General features: G+C 66.8%; 17 protein-coding genes. 6 read left to right on the forward strand and 11 right to left on the reverse strand.

The window, feature by feature from the left end:
- Positions 1-70: 70 nt before the first annotated feature.
- From ACN4E0_RS08210 to ACN4E0_RS08225, 4 genes are all read right to left on the reverse strand, one after another.
- Positions 71-613 (reverse strand): peroxiredoxin, encoded by a 543-nt coding sequence (locus ACN4E0_RS08210; RefSeq protein WP_419567045.1) that lies wholly within the window; start codon positions 611-613, stop codon positions 71-73.
- A 43-nt stretch (positions 614-656) separates the two neighbouring features.
- Positions 657-3,155 carry a penicillin-binding protein 1A gene (locus ACN4E0_RS08215; protein ID WP_419567047.1) on the reverse strand — a complete coding sequence of 833 codons (2,499 nt, stop codon included), beginning with the start codon at positions 3,153-3,155 and terminating at the stop codon, positions 657-659.
- Between the two features lie 76 nt (positions 3,156-3,231).
- Positions 3,232-4,095: an N-acetylmuramoyl-L-alanine amidase family protein gene (locus ACN4E0_RS08220; RefSeq protein WP_419567048.1), complete on the reverse strand. Its 864-nt coding sequence runs from the start codon at positions 4,093-4,095 to the stop codon at positions 3,232-3,234.
- 131 nt (positions 4,096-4,226) lie between these two features.
- Positions 4,227-4,490, reverse strand: coding sequence for a hypothetical protein (locus ACN4E0_RS08225; protein WP_419567049.1), 264 nt, complete (start codon positions 4,488-4,490; stop codon positions 4,227-4,229).
- 56 nt (positions 4,491-4,546) lie between these two features.
- Here ACN4E0_RS08225 and ACN4E0_RS08230 point away from each other — a divergent pair, with 56 nt between their 5' ends.
- Positions 4,547-7,231 (forward strand): Rne/Rng family ribonuclease, encoded by a 2,685-nt coding sequence (locus ACN4E0_RS08230; protein ID WP_419567050.1) that lies wholly within the window; start codon positions 4,547-4,549, stop codon positions 7,229-7,231.
- A gap of 39 nt (positions 7,232-7,270) precedes the next feature.
- On the opposite strand, the gene ACN4E0_RS08235 is transcribed toward ACN4E0_RS08230, so the two are convergent.
- Positions 7,271-7,900: a class I SAM-dependent methyltransferase gene (locus ACN4E0_RS08235; RefSeq protein ID WP_419567051.1), complete on the reverse strand. Its 630-nt coding sequence runs from the start codon at positions 7,898-7,900 to the stop codon at positions 7,271-7,273.
- 143 nt (positions 7,901-8,043) lie between these two features.
- Here ACN4E0_RS08235 and ACN4E0_RS08240 point away from each other — a divergent pair, with 143 nt between their 5' ends.
- Entirely contained in the window at positions 8,044-9,060 is a 1,017-nt protein-coding gene (locus ACN4E0_RS08240) for a D-alanine--D-alanine ligase family protein (protein ID WP_419567052.1), read from the forward strand.
- 182 nt (positions 9,061-9,242) lie between these two features.
- On the opposite strand, the gene ACN4E0_RS08245 is transcribed toward ACN4E0_RS08240, so the two are convergent.
- A complete protein-coding gene (locus ACN4E0_RS08245; protein WP_419567054.1) occupies positions 9,243-9,968 on the reverse strand; it encodes an SDR family NAD(P)-dependent oxidoreductase in 726 nt (241 codons plus the stop codon).
- 214 nt (positions 9,969-10,182) lie between these two features.
- Between ACN4E0_RS08245 and ACN4E0_RS08250 the strand changes: the two genes are divergently transcribed.
- From ACN4E0_RS08250 to ACN4E0_RS08265, 4 genes are all read left to right on the forward strand, one after another.
- On the forward strand, positions 10,183-10,965 hold the full coding sequence (locus ACN4E0_RS08250; protein WP_419567055.1) for a succinate dehydrogenase iron-sulfur subunit: 783 nt from the start codon (positions 10,183-10,185) through the stop codon (positions 10,963-10,965).
- A complete protein-coding gene (locus ACN4E0_RS08255) occupies positions 10,965-11,435 on the forward strand; it encodes a PaaI family thioesterase (protein ID WP_419567056.1) in 471 nt (156 codons plus the stop codon). Before ACN4E0_RS08250 ends, ACN4E0_RS08255 begins: the two co-directional genes overlap by 1 nt.
- Positions 11,432-12,544 (forward strand): cell division protein ZapE, encoded by a 1,113-nt coding sequence (zapE, locus tag ACN4E0_RS08260; RefSeq protein WP_419567057.1) that lies wholly within the window; start codon positions 11,432-11,434, stop codon positions 12,542-12,544. Before ACN4E0_RS08255 ends, zapE begins: the two co-directional genes overlap by 4 nt.
- Before the next feature lie 102 nt (positions 12,545-12,646).
- On the forward strand, positions 12,647-13,345 hold the full coding sequence (locus ACN4E0_RS08265) for a pirin family protein (protein WP_419567058.1): 699 nt from the start codon (positions 12,647-12,649) through the stop codon (positions 13,343-13,345).
- On the opposite strand, the gene ACN4E0_RS08270 is transcribed toward ACN4E0_RS08265, so the two are convergent.
- Genes ACN4E0_RS08270 through ACN4E0_RS08290 form a run of 5 tightly spaced genes read right to left on the reverse strand, consistent with a single transcriptional unit; the run spans position 13,342 to position 19,381 of the window.
- Complete coding sequence (locus ACN4E0_RS08270) at positions 13,342-15,240, reverse strand: XrtA/PEP-CTERM system amidotransferase (RefSeq protein WP_419567060.1); 1,899 nt, start codon at positions 15,238-15,240, stop codon at positions 13,342-13,344. The two genes, ACN4E0_RS08265 and ACN4E0_RS08270, sit on opposite strands and share 4 nt — an antisense overlap.
- A 12-nt stretch (positions 15,241-15,252) precedes the next feature.
- Positions 15,253-16,242, reverse strand: a complete 990-nt coding sequence (gene xrtA, locus ACN4E0_RS08275; RefSeq protein WP_419567061.1) for an exosortase A — start codon at positions 16,240-16,242, stop codon at positions 15,253-15,255.
- Positions 16,232-17,455, reverse strand: a complete 1,224-nt coding sequence (locus tag ACN4E0_RS08280; RefSeq protein ID WP_419567063.1) for a TIGR03087 family PEP-CTERM/XrtA system glycosyltransferase — start codon at positions 17,453-17,455, stop codon at positions 16,232-16,234. The genes xrtA and ACN4E0_RS08280 overlap by 11 nt, the downstream gene beginning before the upstream one ends.
- Before the next feature lies 1 nt (position 17,456).
- A complete protein-coding gene (locus ACN4E0_RS08285; protein WP_419567064.1) occupies positions 17,457-18,515 on the reverse strand; it encodes a FemAB family XrtA/PEP-CTERM system-associated protein in 1,059 nt (352 codons plus the stop codon).
- Positions 18,512-19,381: an XrtA system polysaccharide deacetylase gene (locus ACN4E0_RS08290; protein WP_419567065.1), complete on the reverse strand. Its 870-nt coding sequence runs from the start codon at positions 19,379-19,381 to the stop codon at positions 18,512-18,514. Before ACN4E0_RS08290 ends, ACN4E0_RS08285 begins: the two co-directional genes overlap by 4 nt.
- Position 19,382 lies beyond the last annotated feature (1 nt).

Consider the following 19,382-nt stretch of genomic DNA (forward strand, 5'->3'; position numbering starts at 1 on the left):
TCCTGGAAAAAGGTAAGCGGGCGCGCCGCCTAGCGCAGACGCGCGGCGCGGGAAAGATGGGTTGGCTTGCCTACTTGCGCGCGAGCGAGCGCACCGCGGCGAGACTGCGGGCGATATGGTCGTTCGGCTTGAGGTCCGAATAGACGAAGGCCACCGTCCCGTCGGTGTCGATGACGTAGGTGGTGCGGTTGCTCCATCCTGCCTTGTCGTCCGTGAGGCCCAGCGAGACGTCGTATTGCGCGATCAGCTCCTTCGAGGCCGAGGCGACAGGGAACTGGCCGGCGCAATGCTTCGCCGAAAAATCGCGCAGCTGATTGGTATTTCCTCCGGTCATGCCGATGACGGTGGCCCCCGCGGCGCGGAAATCGTCGATCGCCGCGGCGAAGGCCTGTGCCTCGAGGTTGCAACCCGAGGTGAAGGCCGCGGGGAAGAAGTACAGCACCACAGGCCCCTTCTTGAGCGAAGTGGCGAGATCGACGCGGATCGGCTTGCCGGCCAGAGCGCCTTGGGCGGTGAACTTGGGTGCCTGATCGCCGGTGGTGAGAGCGGCAAGGACAGGCGTTGCAGCAAGGCCGAGCGCGGCGGCCGCCAGCAGGGTGCGGAAAATCTTCATGCCCCGCATCATGAACCCTCCACGTCCGCCTGCCAAGCGCCGATCAGTAAATTCCGCCCTGGTCCTCGACGAAGTCGTTGGGCTTGTCGCCGCTATCGCTGGCGCGGGCCGCCTGCGCTCCCTGGCGTCCGCGACGGATCAGCTCGAGGATTTCGTTGCGCCTGGCGGCGATGGCGTCCGAACGCGTCGCGCGCGGCGGTTCGGTATCGGGCTTGAAGGCCTCCCAGATGATCGAAGCGGTCGGCTCGTCGGAGGGCGTGCCCTCGAACACGCGCTTGCCGCTGCGCCGGTCGATCTTGACCATGCGGACACCCGGCGGGGCGACGAAATCCTCTGCCTGCCAGCGCTCGCGCGTTGCTTCGATGAAGCGCTTCATGATCGTGGCCGCCGTATTGCCGCCCTGTACCCAGCCCCCGAGATTGCGCGGCTGGTCGAAGCCGACATACATACCGGCGATGATATCGGGCGAACCGCCGACGAACCAGGCATTGGTCGGGCCGTTGGTGGTCCCGGTCTTGCCGAACAGCGGCAGTTCGAGGCTGCGCAGCCGCACCGCGGTGCCGCGCGTGACCACACCCTGCAGCATGTGGACCACCTGGAAGGCGGTGCGGGGATCGAGCACCTGCTTGCCCGATATGTCGAAGCGCGGCATCGGCTGCCCGTCCCATTCGGGCATGTTGCAGCTCGAACAATCGCGCTTGTCGGTGCGGAAGATGACCTTCCCGTCGCGATCCTGGACGTAATCGATCACCGATCCGGCGTTCTGGCGGCCCCAGTTGGCAAGCGCCGCATAGGCGTTGACCATCCGCGCGACGGTGGTGTCGCCCGCCCCCAGCGCGAAGGAATAATAGGGGTCGTAGCTGCCGATGCCGACGCGCTGGAAGGTCTTGATGACATTGTCCATGCCGGTGTCGTCGGCGATGTGAATGGTCATCAGGTTGCGGCTCTGCTCGAGGCCCCAGCGCATGGTGTGCACGCCCCCGCCCCCGCCGCCGAAGTTGCGGAAGCATTTCTCGCCCAGATTGGCGCCCTGCCACACGCAGAAGGTCTGGTCGGGGACCTGCGTCGCCGGCGTCATCCCCTGGTCGAGCGCGGATGCATAGACGAAAGGCTTGATCGTCGACCCCGGCTGGCGCAGCGCCTGCGTCGCGCGATTGAAACTGCCCAGGCGGCTGTCGAACCCGCCTTGCATGGCGAGGATGCGCCCGGTCTGCGGCGCCTCGGCAAGGAAGGCACCCGACACCTCGGGAACCCCGCGGATGGCATAGCCGCCGCCCGATTTTGCGGCCGCGACCACGTCGCCTGCCTTGAGCGTCGAAGGCCCGCCCGAAAGCGGATATTCCTCGCCATCGCCGAAGCCGATGCGGCCCGGCGCGGTGACCACGCCGACGCGCCAGTCCTTGTAGTTGATCGCGATGTTCGATGAGGCCAGCTGCGACGTCAGGCTGCCATTGTCGGGATTGAGCGTGGCGATCGGCTTGGTGAAGCCGCGATTGCCATGATAGAGGATCAACTGCGCCCGCAGCGCGTCGCGGGCCGCATCCTGCAGTTCGGTATCGAGCGAGGTGCGCACCCACAATCCGCCCGAATAGACGCTGTTGCGCCCGTCCTCGGCGGTCTCGCCGAACTTGTCGATCAGCTGGCGGCGCACTTCCTCGAGGAAATAGCCGGCATCGGCCGAGCGCTCGGTGCGCTGCTGGACGAGGCCGAGATCCTCGCTCTTGGCCGCGGCGCCTTCCTCGGCAGTGATGAAATCGTTGGCGACCATCTGGTCGAGCACGAAATTGCGCCGCGCGATCGCCATGTCGTGGAACTTGGCGCGGCCATAGCGTTCGGGCGCCTTGGGGAGGATCGCGAGGAAGGCCATCTCGTGAAGGTCGAGATCACCGACGTCCTTGTCGAAATAGGCCCGCGCCGCCGCCTGAACGCCGAAGCTGCGGCGCCCCAGCGGAATCTCGTTGAGATAGAGCTCGAGGATCTCCTGCTTGGTCAGCACGCTCTCGATGCGCGTGGCCAGGATCATCTCCTTGAGCTTGCGCGTCACCGAATATTCGTCGCCCAGCAGCAGGTTCTTGGCGACCTGCTGGGTGATGGTCGATCCGCCGACCGCGCGTTCCCCGGAACCGAACTTGGTCGCGTAGTCGACGACCGCCCCCAGCGTGCCGGTGATGTCGACCCCGCCGTGGCTGAAGAAGGTCTTGTCCTCGGCCGAAAGATAGGCCTCGATCAGCTTCTGCGGGAAATCGCCGTACTGCAGCTGCACCCGGCGTTCGCGGGCATAGGTGTTGACGATCTCGCCATCGATTCCGCGGACCACCGTCGGCAGCGGAGTTTCGTATTCGAGCAGCGATTCGGCGTCGGGCAGGTTGCGCCCCAAGGTCGCCCAGGCGAGCACCAGCATGACCACCGCGATGCCGCCGAGATAGCAGGCGATGCGCAGCTTGCGGTTGTGCGCCCAATTGTCGTTGAACCAAGCGACCAACCGCCTGGGATCGCGGCTGATGCGGTAGCGGTAATAGTCGAGGGCGGGCTGGTCTGACATGATGTGGATGGGGCCTCTAGCACGCTCATTCTGCAATTCGCCAGAACGAAGAATGCGTTGGAGAATTTTGACCCGCTCAGCCCGCCTGCTGGCGGGCGAAATAGATCCGGATGGCGCGCGCCATGACCTTGGCGAAGCGGGCGCGGCCCTCTTGAGAGGCGAGCCGCTGTGCGTCGGCCTCGTTGGTGATGTAGCCGCTTTCGAACAGCACCGAGGGGACGTCGGGCGCGCGCAGGACCTTGAGCGCCGCCGACCGCGCCGCCTGCGGGTGGAAGCGGATGGTGCCCTCGCCCTCGCGCCGGATGAGTCGCGCGAATTCGGCCGATTGTTCCTGCGTGCGTCGCTGCGACAGTTCGACCAGGATCGTGCTCACCACATCGCTCTGCCCGCCGATGTCGATCCCGTTGAGACGGTCGGCGGCATTCTCGCGCTCGGCGAACCGCGCCGCCGCCTCGCTCGATGCCTTGCTCGACAGTGTGTAGGTGCTCGCCCCGGTCACCTGTTCCGCGTCGCCCGCGCTGTCGGCATGGATCGAGAGGAACAGGTCGGCGTCGAGCCGCCGGGCGATGTCCACGCGTTCGGCATGGACGAGATAGCGATCGTCGTCGCGCGTCAGCGCCACGCGGACCTTGCCCTCGCGTTCGAGCTCGTCGCGCAGAGCGCGTGCCAGCCCGAGCACGATCGCCTTCTCGCGATAGCCCTGCCCCGAGGCGCCCGGATCGTGACCGCCATGGCCGGCGTCGATCACGACCAGCGGCAACCCCGCCCGCCCCGCGACCTGCGGCAGAGCAGCAGGCGCGTCGGCCTTCGGCAGGGTCACGCGCACGACATAGGCGCGTCCGAGCGTCGGCACCGGAATGCGCTGCGCGGTTGCCACCAGCGCCGCGACGAGGGCGAGCGGCAGCAGGACCAGCAGCATGAGTTGGGCCCGGATCGACATTACTCCGCTTGGTTAGGGCCTTGTTGCCGAATGACGCAATATGGTTGCCGTACGAAACCCACGGTGCTAGCGAGATATTACCGGTTTGCCCGGTGCCTCCGATCGGCGCGATATCGACGCGACGAAGAGGGTCATCGGAAAAAACCGTTCTTTTTCAGGACGCAGCGGCGCCGCCGCTCCGACCCAATGCAATACAGGTTGATGCCGGACATGGCCCGTTTTTCCCCGACCAGCGCAGCACAGGCTTCCGCCTTTGCCGCATCGTCGGGCCGGACAGCGCAATCGCAGCGCAGGACCAGTCCCGCAGTCACGAATACCCGGCCCGTCGCATATGCAGGCATCGGCCGGTTCGCAAACACCGCGTCGCCCAGGACGGGCCGCGGATTTTCCAACATGATACGCCGCGGCCTGGCAGGGCCTGCCCTGCGCGCACGCGGCTGGAGATTACTACATGGCAACGCGCATGCTTATCGATGCGCGCCACCAGGAAGAAACCCGGGTGGCGGTGCTCAAGGGCAACCGGATTGAGGAATTCGATTTCGAATCTGCCGATCACAAGCAGATCAAGGGCAATATCTATCTAGCCAAGGTTACGCGGGTCGAACCCTCGCTGCAGGCGGCCTTCGTCGATTTCGGTGGCAATCGCCACGGCTTCCTCGCCTTCAGCGAAATCCACCCCGACTACTACCAGATCCCCAAGGAAGACCGCGAGGCGCTGCTCGCCGCCGAAGCCGAGGCGGCCGAGGAAGAAGCCCGCCTGCGCGACGAGGAAGAAGACCGCGGCGAAATGCCCGGCGAGGAATACGACGCCGAGGACGAAAGTTCCGAAGCGCTCGCCGAGGATCTCGCCGAAGACGGCCTCGAGGAAGTCGACACCTCCGACAAGGACGAGGTCGCGACAATCGAGGAAGGCCATCTCGACGGCGACGAGGACGACGAAGACGATTCCGACGAGGAATCGGACGAGGACGACAACCGTTCGCGCGGTCGTGGTCGCGGCCGTGGTCGTGGCCGCCGCCAGGGCAAGGGGGGTGGCCGCACCCGCGCCAAGGAAGTCGACGAAGCGCGCGCCAAGCGCATGGCGCTGCGCCGCCGCTACAAGATCCAGGACGTCATCCAGCGCCGCCAGGTGCTGCTGGTCCAGGTCGTCAAGGAAGAGCGCGGCAACAAGGGCGCCGCGCTGACCACCTATCTCAGCCTTGCCGGGCGCTACACCGTGCTGATGCCCAACAGCAGCCACGGCGGCGGCATCTCGCGCAAGATCTCGAGCGCGTCGGACCGCAAGCGTCTGAAGCAGGTCGTCTCGGACCTCAGCCTGCCCAAGTCGATGGGCCTGATCGTCCGCACCGCGGGCCTCAGCCGCACCAAGACCGAGATCAAGCGCGACTTCGACTATCTCGCCCGCCTGTGGGACGAGATTCGCGAACGCACGCTGTCCTCTTCCGCGCCCGCGCTGATCCATTCGGACAGCGACCTGATCAAGCGAGCCATCCGCGACATCTACAATCGCGAGATCGAGGAAGTCGTCGTCGAGGGCGAGCCCGGCTACAAGTCGGCCAAGGAATTCATGAAGCTGCTGATGCCCAGCCATGCGCGGCGGGTGAAGCAGTATTCGGACCCGGTCCCGCTGTTCCAGCGCTACGGCGCCGAGGACCAGCTCAAGGCGATGTACGACCCGGTCGTTCAGCTGAAGAGCGGCGGTTACCTCGTCATCAACCCGACCGAAGCGCTGGTCTCGATCGACATCAACTCGGGCCGCTCCACCAAGGAGCACAATATCGAGCAGACCGCGCTGCACACCAATCTCGAGGCCGCGCGCGAGATCGCCCGCCAGCTGCGCCTGCGCGACATGGCCGGCCTCGTCGTCATCGACTTCATCGACCAGGAGCATCACTCGAACACGCGCAAGGTCGAGAAGGCGATGAAGGAAGCGCTCAAGAACGACCGCGCGCGCATCCAAGTCGGCCGCATCTCCAGCTTCGGGCTGATGGAAATGAGCCGCCAGCGCCTGCGCACCGGCGTGCTCGAGGCGACCACGCGCGACTGCCCGCATTGCGACGGCACCGGCCTCGTCCGCACGGCATCGAGCGCGGGCCTTTCGGCACTGCGCCTGATCGAGGACGAAGCCGCCAAGGGCAAGGGTTCGACCATCCGCCTCGCCGCCAGCACCGAAGCGGCGATCTACCTGCTCAACGAAAAGCGCGCCGATCTGATGGAGATCGAACAGCGCTATCACGTGACCGTCGAAGTGGTCCCCGAGGGCGAGGACGAAGGCGCCAAGATGAGCGTCTCGAGCCACGGCCCCAAGCCCAAGGATGCGCCGCGCTTCGATCCGATCGTCGATGATAGCGACGAGGACGAAGACATCGTCGACGAGACCGACGAGGACGAGGGCGAGGACGACGATCGTCCGCGCAACAAGCGCCGCCGCCGCCGTGGTGGACGCGGGCGCAGCAAGACCCGCCAGCGGGACGACGACGATCAGGACCATTCCGACGATGTTGGCAACGACGCCGACGATGGCGACGACACCGAGGAAGCGAACGAAGGCGAGGACGGCGACGACCGTCCGAAGAAGCGCCGTCGCCGCGGCGGACGCCGTAGGGGCGGTCGCGGACGCGGGCGCAAGTCCGACGAGGTGACTTCCGAGGACGCCGAACAGCTCGAGCAGGTCTCCGAAGCCGTCGAAGAGGACATGGCAGTGGTCGCCGGGCCCGAAGGCGAGCCCGAAACGGCAGAAGCTGCCGCCGACGCGGACGCCGACGAGAAGCCCAAGCCCAGGAAGCGCGCGCCGCGCAAGAAGAAGGCCGACACCGACGCTGCCGCAAAGGCGGAAGACGAAGCCGAGGCCAAGCCCGCGCCCAAGAAGCGTGCGCCGCGCAAGAAGAAGGCAGACGCCGAGGCCCCGAGCGAGACGCCGGAAGCGGCCGACGCCGGTGCCGAAACCGAAGCCAAGCCCGCGCCCAAGAAGCGTGCGCCGCGCAAGAAGAAGACCGAGGCCGAACAGCCCGCGGAGGCGCCGGTCGAGGCTAGTGCCGAACCGGCTCCCGAACCTGCGCCGCACGACAGCGTCGACCCCGAAGAGACCGCCAAGCCCAAGCGCGGCTGGTGGCAGCGCACCTTCGGCGACGAATAGGCATTGCAGAGGGTCGGCGCGGCACTTGCCCGCCGGCCCTCAAGCCTTGCGCGCCACGCCCCATTCCATCCAGCCCAGAACCTTGGGCGTCTTGTCGAGATAGGCCTGACCGAGCGGTTCGACCGCAAAGCCCGCGCCGCGCAGCGATGCGCCGATCGGACGGGTCAGGTGGCATCCGCCGGCGAGCGGCTTCCACACGGGTTCGACCCGTTCCTGCCACCGCGCCACCCCGGCATCGGGCGCACGCCCATGCTCGAGGAACAGCAACTTGCCGCCCGGCGCGAGAATGCGCCACATTTCCGCCAGCACCGCGCCCGGATCCTCGACCGAACAGAGCGTGTAGGTACAGACCACCGTATCGAAGGAGCCGCTGGCAAAGGGAATATCCTCGCCCACGCCCTGCCGGATGTCGGTCTCCCAGCCTTTCTCTCTGGCGCGCGCCCTCGCCCCGTCGAGCAGCTTTTCGTGCGGATCGATGCCCGAAAAAGAGGTGATCCGGGCGGGATCGTAGAGCGCCTGGTTGAGCCCGCCCCCGCAACCCAGTTCGAACACCCGCCCCTGCGCCAGAGGCACCACTTGCTTGCGGCGATTCTCGATCCCTTCCTGCCCGCAGGCGGCGGTGATCAAGCGCGGCATAATGTGTCGGTCGTACCAGGCCTTCATACCCACGCCGCAAACTCCTCCGATTGCGCGACAATTCCGAGGCTATCGCGGAATCGCCTCGGCGCAAGCGGAAACCGGTGCGTGACAAAGTTCTGGTGGAGGGGCACCAGCGCGACTAAAGGGGCGCGCAAACAGTTCAACGGGCCGACATGACCAAATCCATCGCACCCCTTCGCATCCCCGAAGAAGCCAAGCAGCGCCTCCGCATGCTGTTCATGGCCAAGCATGCCCTGTTCGGCGGCGGCATGCATCCCGAGGACGGCAATCACGCCATCTACCATCACGAAGTGCGCACGACGCTGGAGGGGCTCGGCCTCAATCTCCAGCTCGCCAACCAGTTCGAAGTGCTCTATTCCAAGCCCGACGTCGACTTCGTCTTCCCCCTGCTCAATCGCGGCGGTTTCGTGAACAGCGAGATGCTGATCCCGATCCTGTGCAACAAGCACGGCATCCCCTACCTCGGCGCCATGCCCTTCCTGCGCGGACTGGGCGACGACAAGTCGGTGTCGAAGCTGGTCTGCGACCATGCCGGCGTGCCCACCGCACCGTGGTTCTGCTATCGCCGCGGCGCCCCGGTCCTCGAAGCGAACCTGCCCGCCCGGGATGCCGGCCGCTGGGTGGTCAAGCCCAATGCCTCCTCCGCCAGCTGGGGCATCACCGATGCCCACGAATGGAACGAGGTCGCCAATGCGGTCTGGCGCATCCATTCCGAAGGCCACGACGCGATCGTCGAACCCTATCTCGACGGATACGACATCCAGTGCGCCTTCATCACCATCGACGACGAGCCGGTCGCGCTGCCGATGCTGTGGTACGAACGCGAGGATACGCAGCGCCTGTGGACCTATTACGAGAAGCGCGACCTGGTCGAGAACAAGGAAAAGGCCGCGCTCAAGAGGTTCGAGGATCCCGAGCTGGCCCCCAGGATCGAAGCCATGGCGAAGAAGGTGGCGCAGGAATTCCTGCCTTTCGACTATGGCCGCATCGAATTCCGGCTCGATCTCAAGACCGGCGACATCAATTTCATCGAGATCAATCTCAACTGCAATCTCTGGTCGGAAAAGGTCATGGCCAAGGCGGCCGCCCATGCGGGCTTCAGCCATGCCGATCTGATCGAAACGCTGCTCGCGGAAAGCTGGCGGCGCAACGGACTGGTAGCGCAATAACCACCGCCTGACCGGGCACTGCACAACGCACGCAGTGAACGACACCAAAACACGCAGGTCGCCATGTTGATGACCGGATAGCCACGCCGCTGGGATCGCGCCGCGGCGATGGCGGGCTGGAAACAGGAAGAGCTGATCGAGACGATCCTCGCGGAGTCGCTACGGCGCCATGGCCTGATGGGTTAGGCGGGCACTTCCACGCCGTTCCAGTCTAAGACCTTGCCACTGTCGCTGGGGGTAAGCCGCTCGATCACCGCCAGCAGATTGCGCGCCGCGTCCTGCGGTGCGGTCAGCTGGCCTTCGGGCAGGTTGCTCTGGAAGGGCTGCGACAGCGCGGTGTCGACCGTGCCCGGGTGCAACCCGGAAACCACCGCCTGGGGATGCGTGCGTGCCAGTTCGATGGCGAAATTCCGGAGCAGCATGTTGAGCGCCGCCTTGCTCGCGCGATAGCTGTGCCAGCCACCCAGCCGGTTGTCGCCGATCGATCCGACCCGCGCGGAGAGCGCCGCGAAGACGCTCCGCCGCTCGCGCGGCAGCAGGGGGAGCATGTGCTTGGCGACCAGGGCCGGTCCGACCGTGTTGAGCCGAAAGGCCTCCTCCATCGTCGCGGCGTCGATGTGGCGCAGGCTCCGCTCGGGCCCCGTTCCACTGGACAAGGTGAGCACACCGCTCGCCACCAGCACCAGATCGGGCGGGCCTTCTGCCATCGCCTTCGCCACGTCCGCGATCGTGCTCTCGTCAGTGAGATCGAACCGAAAGGTCCGAAAGCGCGGATCGGACGTCTCGCCCGAGCGGCTCCCCGCCCAGACCTCGACGCCTCGGTCGGCCAACGCACGTGCCAGCGCCCCGCCGATACCGCCGCTGGCGCCAAAGATTGCCGCGCGCCGAAAGGTTTTTCCTACATCCATCCTACCGGCATAGACCCCCCGCAGCATGTGCCGGTTCCCCGGATTCGCCCGGTTTACCGGGCATTTGGCGGAAGAAGGCATTTTGGCCCTGGACCGTGTAACACCCGGTCCATGTCGTAGGAATGCGCTGCCGAGGATTAGCGGTACACTCGGCCTTGCACCCCTCGCCCGAACCGCTAGATGGGTTTCGCAAAGCAACAGGACCGATAGCGTAATGGCGACCTTCACCCTTCCCAAGAATTCGAAGCTCACCGGCAAGAGCCGCACCCACAAGGCCGAGGGCGGCGCGCGCATCCGCAAGTTCAAGATTTACCGCTACGATCCCGACAGCGGCGAGAACCCGCGCTACGACACGTTCGAGCTCGATCTCGACGAGTGCGGCCCGATGGTCCTCGATGCGCTGTTCAAGATCAAGAACGAGATCGACCCCACGCTGACCTTCCGCCGCTCGTGCCGCGAAGGCATCTGCGGGTCCTGCTCGATGAACCTCAACGGCAAGAACGGCCTCGCCTGCACCACCGCGATCGAGGACCTCAAGGGCGAAATCCGCATCACCCCGCTGCCGAGCATGGATGTGATCAAGGACCTCGTCCCCGACTTCACCCATTTCTACGCGCAATACGCCAGCATCCGCCCCTGGCTGCAGACCGTCTCGACCACGCCCTCAGGCAAGGAACGCCTCCAGTCGCCCGAACAGCGCGAGAAGCTCGACGGGCTCTACGAATGCATCCTCTGCGCCTGCTGCTCGACCGCCTGCCCCAGCTATTGGTGGAACAGCGACAAGTTCCTCGGCCCGGCGATCCTGCTGCAGGCCTATCGCTGGCTCGCCGACAGCCGCGACGAGATGACCGGCGAACGCCTCGATGCGCTCGAGGACCCCTTCCGCCTCTATCGCTGCCACACGATCATGAACTGCGCGAACGTCTGCCCCAAGGGCCTCAGCCCGGCCAAGGCGATCGCCGAAACCAAGAAGATGATCGCCGAACGCGCCATCTGATGGCGCGGCTCTCCGACGAGATCTTCGAACACGGCCCCGATCCGGAGAACCCGGGCTGGCGCCACTGGAACCTGAAGGACCAGACGCTGTTCAACGGCGCGGTGATGGGCAAGCTCATCACCCGCGTCGACGACGACGGGAAGGCGCGGCTGCGCATGTTCCCCGAACGGCGGCACGAGAACCTGCAGGGCATCGTCCATGGCGCGGTGACGCTCTCGTTGATCGACATCAGCCTGTTCACCACGATGCACACGATCGGATCGGGCAATGCCGGGCCCTCTGTCACGCTGGAACTGTCGACCCAGTTCGTCGGCGCCGGCCAGGTGGACCGGCCGCTCGACGCGGTCTGCGAGATCGTCCGCGAGACGGGCAGCATGGTCTTCGTCCGCGGCGCGGTCGAGCAGGACGATCATATCGTCGCCAGCTTCTCGGGCATCGTGAAGAAGATGAAGCGCCGGGCCACCCCGTGACCGGCATGCTCGCCCGCTACGAGCGCCTCGTCGCTGCGGGCGAACTCAGGGCCGATGCCGACCAGCGCCGCGCCGCCGAGCGGCTCGACCGGCTGCAGAAGGACCTCGAGGCCGACACTTCGGGCGGCCTGCTCTCGCAGCTGTTCAGACCGAAGAAGGCGCGACCGCAGGGTGTCTACATGTGGGGCGGCGTCGGGCGCGGCAAGTCGATGCTGATGGACCTCTTCGTCGACACGCTAGGCATCGCGGAGAAGCGGCGCGCGCACTTTCACGAGTTCATGCTCGAAGTCGATCGGCGGATGCGCGACCGGCGGACCAGCGATCCGGGGGACCCCACGGGCAAGGTCGCGCGCGACATCGCCGCCGACGTGCGCTGCCTCGCCTTCGACGAGATGGTGGTCACCAACACTGCCGATGCGGCGATCATGGCGCGCCTCTTCACCGCGCTGATCCGCGACCAGGGCGTGACCGTCGTCACCACCAGCAACCGTCCACCTGCGGACCTCTACAAGGACGGGCTCAACCGTTCGCTCTTCCTCCCCTTCATCGACCTGGTCGAGGAAGAGCTCGACGTTCTCCCGCTCGACGGGCCGACCGACTACCGGCTCGACCGGCTGGGCGACATGGGGACCTGGCACGCCCCGCTCGGCGAGGCCGCGACGGCGCAGGTGCGCGAGGCCTTCTTCCGCCTGACCGACTACAAGCCCGAGGATGCCGACAACGTTCCGTCGGGCGAACTCGATCTCGGCGGCGGGCGGACGCTGCATGTGCCTAAGAGCCTCAAGGGCGTCGGCGTCTTCAGCTTCAAGCGGCTGTGCGGCGAGAACCGCGGCGCGGCGGACTATCTCGCCATCGCGCATGCCTATCACACGGTGATCGTGGTCGGCATTCCCGCGATGTCGCCCGACAATCGCAACGAGGCGATCCGCTTCACCAAGCTGGTCGACGCGCTCTACGAGAACAACGTCAAGCTCTTCGTCACCGCGGCCGCCGAACCCGAGAACCTCTATACCGCAGGCGATGGCGCCTTCGAATTCGAGCGGACGGTGAGCCGCCTCAAGGAAATGCAGAGCGCCGACTACATGGCGCGGGGCCACGGCCTCGCATAGGCCGGAAACCGGGTAGTCACACCCGTGTTTCTTGACGGCCCCGGAGCGGCGCCCACATCGGACGCATCCCGGCGTCAACACCCCGCCGATGTGAGAAAACCAATGATCGATATCCGTCCCTTCGCCTCGCTCGGACATGCCAACCACGGCTGGCTCGATGCGCGGCACCACTTCAGTTTCGCCAACTACCACGATCCCGAGCGCATGGGCTGGGGCAGCATCCGCGTGTGGAACGATGACACGATCGCTGCGCAGTCCGGCTTTCCCCCGCACCCGCACCGCGACATGGAAATCGTCACCTTCGTCCGCAAAGGCGCGATCAGCCACCGCGACAGCCTCGGCAACGAAGGCCGTACCGCGGCGGGCGACGTGCAGGTGATGAGCGCGGGCACGGGCATCACCCATGCCGAGATGAACCTAGAGGACGAGGACACGACGCTGTTCCAGATCTGGATCATCCCCGATCGCGCGGGCGAACAGCCCGGCTGGGGCCAGCGCGAGTTCCCCAAGGCAACCCGCGAGGGCGGCTTCGAGGTGCTCGCGAGCGGAACGCCCGAGGCCGACGACGCGCTGCCGATCCGTACCGATGCGAAGGTCGCCGCGGCGACGCTGGCGGCGGGTCAGAGCGCGACGTGGACGACTGCGGGCGAGCGCCACCAGTATCTCGTCGCCCCTAAGGGCCGGGTGAAGGTCAATGGCGTCGAGGCGCAGCCGCGCGACGGGATCGCCGTGACCGGCGAGACCACCATCGTGGTCGAGGCGCTCGACGACGCCGAGGTGGTACTGGTCGACGCGCGTTAGGCGTTCGGCTGCAGGTGCCGCAGCGAACGCTCGAGCATCAGCAGCTGCCACAGGACCCGGCCGTGATCCGAACGGCCTGCGATATGGTCGTCCGCGAGGCGTGAGAGCGCCTTGCGGGCGAACCATCCGCTGCCGGTGAGGAGCTCGCTCGAGGCGACCGCCCGCGTCGCGCCGGCAAGCGGCCCGCGGAACCATTCCGCGAGCGGGGTCACGAAGCCCTGCTTCTGGCGGTACAGAATGTCCTCGGGCAGGTAGCGCTCCATCGTGTGCTTCAGCAGCCACTTGCCGGTGTTGCCGCGCAGCCGCTGGCGGTGTGGCAGCCGCGCGGCGAACTCGATCAGCCGGTGGTCGAGCAGCGGCTCGCGCGCCTCGAGCGCCACCGCCATGCTCGTGCGGTCGGTCTTGGTGAGGATGTCGCCCGGCAGCCAGAACTTGAGATCGGCATATTGCGCGCGGTCGAGCCCGCTCCGCGCGGGCGCCTCGCGCATCAGCTTCTCGAACGGTTGCTCTGCCCGGTATGCTCCCCGCTCTCGGAGCAGCACCTCGCCATAGAGCCGGTCGCGCTGTTCGGGGGCGAGGATGGCGAGCGCGCGCGCATAGCCAGCGTCCCCGCTTGCGGCCAGCGACAGCAAGGTCGTCCTCGCGCGGAGCGGACGCGGCGCCCAGTCGGCCTTCGGCCACGCGCGCCCCAGCGTCCCGAACAGCGGCTGGCGCAAGGCGCGCGGCAGGATCGATCGCGCCTGTTCCTCGCGCATCTGGAACAGCTGGCGGCGATAGCCGGCAAAGGCCTCGTCCGCGCCATCGCCCGACAGCGCCACGGTGACGTGTTCGCGCGCCAGCTCGCACACGCGCAGCGTCGGCAGCGCGCTGGCATCGGCGAAGGGCTCGTCGAAGATCGCGGCGATGCGGTCGATCTCGCCGAACTGGTCGGCCGAGACGATCCGCTCGTGATGGTCCGTCCCGAAGAGCTCGGCCACCTGCCGCGCATGGCGGGTCTCGTCGACGCTCTCGACGTCGAAACCGATCGAGCAGCTCGTGACCGGCGTCGCGCTCGCCTCGCTCATCAGCGCGACGACCGAGGAGCTGTCGACCCCGCCCGACAGGAAAGCGCCCAACGGGACGTCGGCGACCATGCGGCTGGTGACGCCTTCGCGCATCAGGTGGAGCAACTGCGCCGAAAGGTCCTCGGTCCGCCCTCTCTCGCGCTCGGCGAAACTCACATCCCACCATTGCTGCGGCGGCCCGGGATCGCGCCCGTGTTCGAGCAGCAGAAAATGGCCCGCGGGAAGCTTCTCCACTCCCTTGAGCATCGCGCGATGGTCGGGGACATAGCCCCAGGTCATGTAGTCCTCGATCGCCAGCGGGTCGATCTGCCGGCGCATCAGCGGGTGGGCGAGCAGCCCCTTCATCTCGCTGGCGAAGGCGAGCGCCCCGCCCTCCAGCCGCGCGAGGTAGAGCGGCTTCACACCAAGCCGGTCGCGCGCGAGAAACAGCTGCCGCCGGTCGAGATCGTAGAGCGCGAAAACGAACATCCCGTCGAAGCGCGAAAGGCAATCGGGCCCCCATTTCTGCCAGGCGGCGAGGATGGTTTCGGTATCGCCGTCGGTGCGGAAAACCGCTCCGCCCTGTTCGAGCTCGCGGCGCAGCGCGCGGTAATTGTAGATCTCGCCATTGAAGACGATCACCGTGCGGCCGTCAGTCGAATGCATCGGCTGCGGCGAACCCTCGAGATCGATCACCGACAGGCGGCGATGCCCCAGCCCCACTCCGGGCGCGGTCCATACGCCGCTGCCGTCGGGGCCGCGATGGGCCAGCGCATCGGTCATCCGCTCGACCCGCCTGGGATCGACCGGCTTGACCGTCTCGAAATGGAAGAGTCCCGCGATCCCGCACATAGGCGAGCGTGCCTAGCCGAGCCGCGCGAGCACGGCAAAGACCAATGCGGCAGCCAGCACCGCACCGAAGGCCAGCGCCGGGCTGATGCTCCGACCCTCGAGCCGGCGAACGAGCGGCATCGCACCGGCCTCGTCGGCGGACCAGCCCGCCTCTTCCGGTTCGCGCTCGAACCAGCGCCAGGCCACGCCCAGCACCAGCGCGATGACCACGCCGAAGAAGACCCAGCCGTAGACGATGTGATCGAAGCTTCCCGCCGCCTCGGCGCCGACGAACTGCGCGATGTAGATCGTGACCCAGGCGCGAATCCCATTGGCGACGATCGGAACGACGATGCAGGCGAGCATAAACCGGAAGCGCCGCGACCAGCTGGTGAAGCAGCTATGCGCCACGAGCACGCCGAGCGCGAGCATGGCGATGAGGAATTTCACCCCCGAGCATTCCTCCGCGACGATGAACAGGCCCGCCGGCGTGTCGATATGGATACCGTCCGCGACGGTCTCGATGCCGCTCAGCTGCGACAGCGCGGTGGCGATTTCTGCGGTAATCATCTGCAGCGGCGGGATGAATTCGCCGCCGAAGGGAACCAGCAAAAAAGCATAGGCGAGCGGGAAAGCCAGAATGAGCCCGGCGCGCAGACCCAGGATCGCGAGCACCGCCCCCTGCAGCGACAGCACCGCCCCACCCTGCGCAATGGTGTTGATCCCCAGATTCCGACCGGCCAGCCATGTCGCCAGACCGAACAGCATCCACAGCAGGCCCGGCCACCACCCGGCGAGCGGCACCTTTGCCAGTTCATCCCGGCGGAGCCATGCCAGCCAGGCGATGATCGGCGGGACGAGCAGGATGTGGCTATAGGTGTCGATGTCCCACCACTGGTGCGCCATTTCGCGCCAGTCGGCAAAGGTCAGCGCGATCAGCACGATGCCTGCGCACAGGACCATCAACCCTGGATGCACCCGCGCAGCCGTGGCAGAGCTGTTCAAGGCGAGGTCACGCGGCATCGCGCGCCGACGCCCCCTCGCCGACCAGCTCGGCAAGCGCAGCCTCGACACCATCCCAGCTCATCCGGTCGACGACGAAGCGGCGCGCCGCCAGCCCCATCGACCGCGCGCGCTCGGGCTCGCCGAGCAGCGCCTCGATCCGCGCCAGCATGGTGGCGGGTTCCGCACGAGCCACGGCAAGATGCTCGCCGTCATGGGCATCTATCCCCGTGGCTGCGCCTGGCGTCAGCACCACAGGACGCGCCATCGCCATCGCCTCGAGCACCTTGTTCTGGACGCCGCGCGCGATCAGCAGCGGCGCGACGACCAGATCGGCCGATTTGAGATAGGGACGGACATCGGGCACTTCGCCCCAGACACGCGTCCCGTTTTCGCCATGGCGGTCGCGCAGGCTCTTGACCGGAGCGCGGCCGACGACGTGGAACCGGGCCCGCGCATGGGTCTTGCGCAGCGCGGGCATGATCTCTTCGATCATCCATTCGGCGGCAGCGATATTGGGCGCGTAGTCCATCTGCCCGGTAAAGACGAGCTGCGGGTCCTCGCCTTCCTCGAGGTCCGGCTGCAGCGCCACCGGCGAAGGGTCGAAGAATTCGGCGTCGATCCCGTTGCCGAGCGCCCGCAAACGCACTGCGGCAGGATCGGCGAGCCGCGAGCGGAACAGCTCGGCTTCGTTCTCGCTGATCAGCAAGGTGACTTCCGCGCGGCGGGCCAGCCGTTCCTCCTCGCGCGCGAGCAGCCGCCCCTCGCGGCGATTGATCCACGTGCGCTGCCCGGCATCGGCATAGGCTTCGAACTTGGCGCTATCGACATCGCACAGGTCGAAGAGCACGCGCCCGCGATAGCCGTCGGGAATGTACTGCCCCATCTGGCCGGAGAAGACGAAGATCGTCTCGACCGGATGGTTGGTCAGCGTCTTTGCGACATAGCGGTGCATCGCCGCATCCTCGAACGCGGTCAGGCTCACCGGCCTCGCCCTCAACAGCGCTTCCGCCCCCGCCAGCGGCAGCGGCTTGGTGCGGTGGATCAGTGCATGCGTCTTGGCGATCCCGGCCAGGGTGGGCTTTTGCGCCATGTCCAGCGCGGTCTCGCCGAAGGTGCCGACATGCACCGGGCCGAGCTTCGCCAGTCCCTTGAGCAGATGATGCGAGCGGATCTTGTCGCCGCGATCCGAGGGAAAGGGCACACGGTGCGCGAGAAACAGGATCTCGCTCACGTCAGCCCAGCCCGCGCGCGATGAAGGGTCCGATCCGCGTCGCCACCGACAGTGGGAGCTTCTTCCACAGAGCGATGCTCGTCGAATAGCTCTGGTCGGTGGGGTCGACATTGCGCGCCGTGCTGCCGGGGGCGGTCCAGCTCCAATAGGTCAGCGGCTCGGGTTCGAAGCCCTGCCATTTCTTGAAGTTGTAGGGGCCGCTGCCAACTTTCGAGCGACCGTAGTCGTAATGTGTGCAGCCGCGCGCGCGGCCGTGATCCATCAGCTCGAAATAGACGCGCTCGTTCGACTTGAGCGCGCGCGCTTCCACTCCGCCCCCGCCCCAGAAAGGCATGACCGCGCCATTGTGATAGAGCGACAGCACGCTCGACACGGCGCGCCCTTCGTGCAGCGCGGTCAGGATATCGGCGTCCTTGCCGAAATGATCGAGCACCGCCGCGAAGAGCTTGCGCGGGAAGACCGGCGTACCGAGATTGTGCACGCTGGCGGCATAGCAGCGATAGAATGTGTCGAGATGATCGCTGTGTCCCGCCACGATCTCGAGCGGTGAACGGAGGCATTTGCGCACTTCGGCACGCGCCTTGCGCGGGATCGCCTCGAGTTCGGCTTCGTGGTCCGCGGCCAGCGGACGCGAGAAGTTGGCGTGCTTGCCGGTGATCGGCTCCCAGCCCTCATCCGCCGTACCGCCCCGCAGTTCGACCGAGGAAACCGACAGGCGTTGTGCCATTTCCTGTGCTGCACGGCACAGCATGGCACCCGCGTCCTCGGTTTCGGCGAGTACCCCGCCACCGACCCCGAAACCGCTGGAGACGAGAGCCGGGGGAAACAGTGCCGAGCGCACTTCGGTCAGCGGCAGCCAGCCCGCGATAACGCCCGCGCGCTCGGCCACCAGCCCGAGGCCGCGCTGGCCGGTGCCCTCCTCGATCGCCAGCAGCCAGGCGGGCCGGTGGAACGGCGTCGCGCCGTGCTCGGCGACGAAGGCCTCGATCCGCGCTCGTTCCTGCGCGTCGCGAATGTCCGCCTGGCGGACGAGCAATCCGGGCCCCGACGCGCTGCTCATGCGGCCCAGGCAAGGCTGCGCGGTATCTCGCGCGCGGCGAGCGCATCCATGCGGCCCCAGGCGAAATCGCCGAGCAAGGTGGCGAGCTTGCCCTCCATGCGGGTGAGATTGGTGTAATGCCGCAGCCGCGAGCGCAGCGGCGCCTCCACCACCCGGGGCTGCCCGGGATCGACTTCCCATGGATGGAAATAGAACACCGCCGGCCGCCCTTCGCTATTGACCTGCCGGATCGCCCAGCGGCTGAAGCCATAGGGCAGCACGCGAAAGAAGCCACCGCCGCCCGCCGCGAGACGACGCCCGCGAAAGAGTGCCGTGGTCACCGGAATTTCGACGAGGTCGCTGCCCGACACGGGATTGAAGGCAAAGCGCGGTGCTTCGCGCCAGCCGTAATGGTCGTGCACGACCGGCGCGACCGAGGAGGAATAGGCATAGCCGTGCTCGGCCAGCACCTCGTGCGCCCAGCGATTGCGCGCATCGATCGAGAAGCTCGGCGCGCGATAGCCGGTGACCTTCTGCCCCCCTGCATCTTCGAGGATCGCCCGCGCCCGCGCGATGTCGTCGACGAATTGCGCGCGCGTGAAGGTGAACACGCGGGTATGGTCGTAGCCGTGGCTGGCCAGTTCGTGGCCGCGCTCGACGATGGCGCGCATGGCGGGCTTGTTGCGCTCGGCAACCCAGCCCAGCGTGAAGAAGGTAGCCTTGACCCCGGCCCCGTCGAACAGGTCGAGGATGCGCGCGACATTGTCGCCCACGCGCAATTCGAGGCCGTCCCAGTCGCCGCGCGAGATGGTGTTCTCGAACGCGCCGACCTGGAACCAGTCCTCGACATCGACCGACAGGCCGTTGACGATGGTGCTGTTGTCCACG

Origin of the sequence: Qipengyuania sp., assembly GCF_048550555.1 — a bacterium.
In the GTDB taxonomy this organism is placed as follows: Bacteria; Pseudomonadota; Alphaproteobacteria; order Sphingomonadales; family Sphingomonadaceae; genus Qipengyuania.

What these genes read in the sequence shown, in the direction of transcription:
- ACN4E0_RS08210 (WP_419567045.1), bottom strand. Translation starts at nt 613, where the DNA reads ATGAAGATTTTCCGCACCCTGCTGGCGGCCGCCGCGCTCGGCCTTGCT.
- ACN4E0_RS08215 (WP_419567047.1), bottom strand. Translation starts at nt 3,155, where the DNA reads ATGTCAGACCAGCCCGCCCTCGACTATTACCGCTACCGCATCAGCCGC.
- ACN4E0_RS08220 (WP_419567048.1), bottom strand. Translation starts at nt 4,095, where the DNA reads ATGTCGATCCGGGCCCAACTCATGCTGCTGGTCCTGCTGCCGCTCGCC.
- ACN4E0_RS08225 (WP_419567049.1), bottom strand. Translation starts at nt 4,490, where the DNA reads ATGTTGGAAAATCCGCGGCCCGTCCTGGGCGACGCGGTGTTTGCGAAC.
- ACN4E0_RS08230 (WP_419567050.1), top strand. Translation starts at nt 4,547, where the DNA reads ATGGCAACGCGCATGCTTATCGATGCGCGCCACCAGGAAGAAACCCGG.
- ACN4E0_RS08240 (WP_419567052.1), top strand. Translation starts at nt 8,044, where the DNA reads ATGACCAAATCCATCGCACCCCTTCGCATCCCCGAAGAAGCCAAGCAG.
- ACN4E0_RS08245 (WP_419567054.1), bottom strand. Translation starts at nt 9,968, where the DNA reads ATGGATGTAGGAAAAACCTTTCGGCGCGCGGCAATCTTTGGCGCCAGC.
- ACN4E0_RS08250 (WP_419567055.1), top strand. Translation starts at nt 10,183, where the DNA reads ATGGCGACCTTCACCCTTCCCAAGAATTCGAAGCTCACCGGCAAGAGC.
- ACN4E0_RS08255 (WP_419567056.1), top strand. Translation starts at nt 10,965, where the DNA reads ATGGCGCGGCTCTCCGACGAGATCTTCGAACACGGCCCCGATCCGGAG.
- ACN4E0_RS08265 (WP_419567058.1), top strand. Translation starts at nt 12,647, where the DNA reads ATGATCGATATCCGTCCCTTCGCCTCGCTCGGACATGCCAACCACGGC.
- ACN4E0_RS08270 (WP_419567060.1), bottom strand. Translation starts at nt 15,240, where the DNA reads ATGTGCGGGATCGCGGGACTCTTCCATTTCGAGACGGTCAAGCCGGTC.
- xrtA (WP_419567061.1), bottom strand. Translation starts at nt 16,242, where the DNA reads ATGCCGCGTGACCTCGCCTTGAACAGCTCTGCCACGGCTGCGCGGGTG.
- ACN4E0_RS08285 (WP_419567064.1), bottom strand. Translation starts at nt 18,515, where the DNA reads ATGAGCAGCGCGTCGGGGCCCGGATTGCTCGTCCGCCAGGCGGACATT.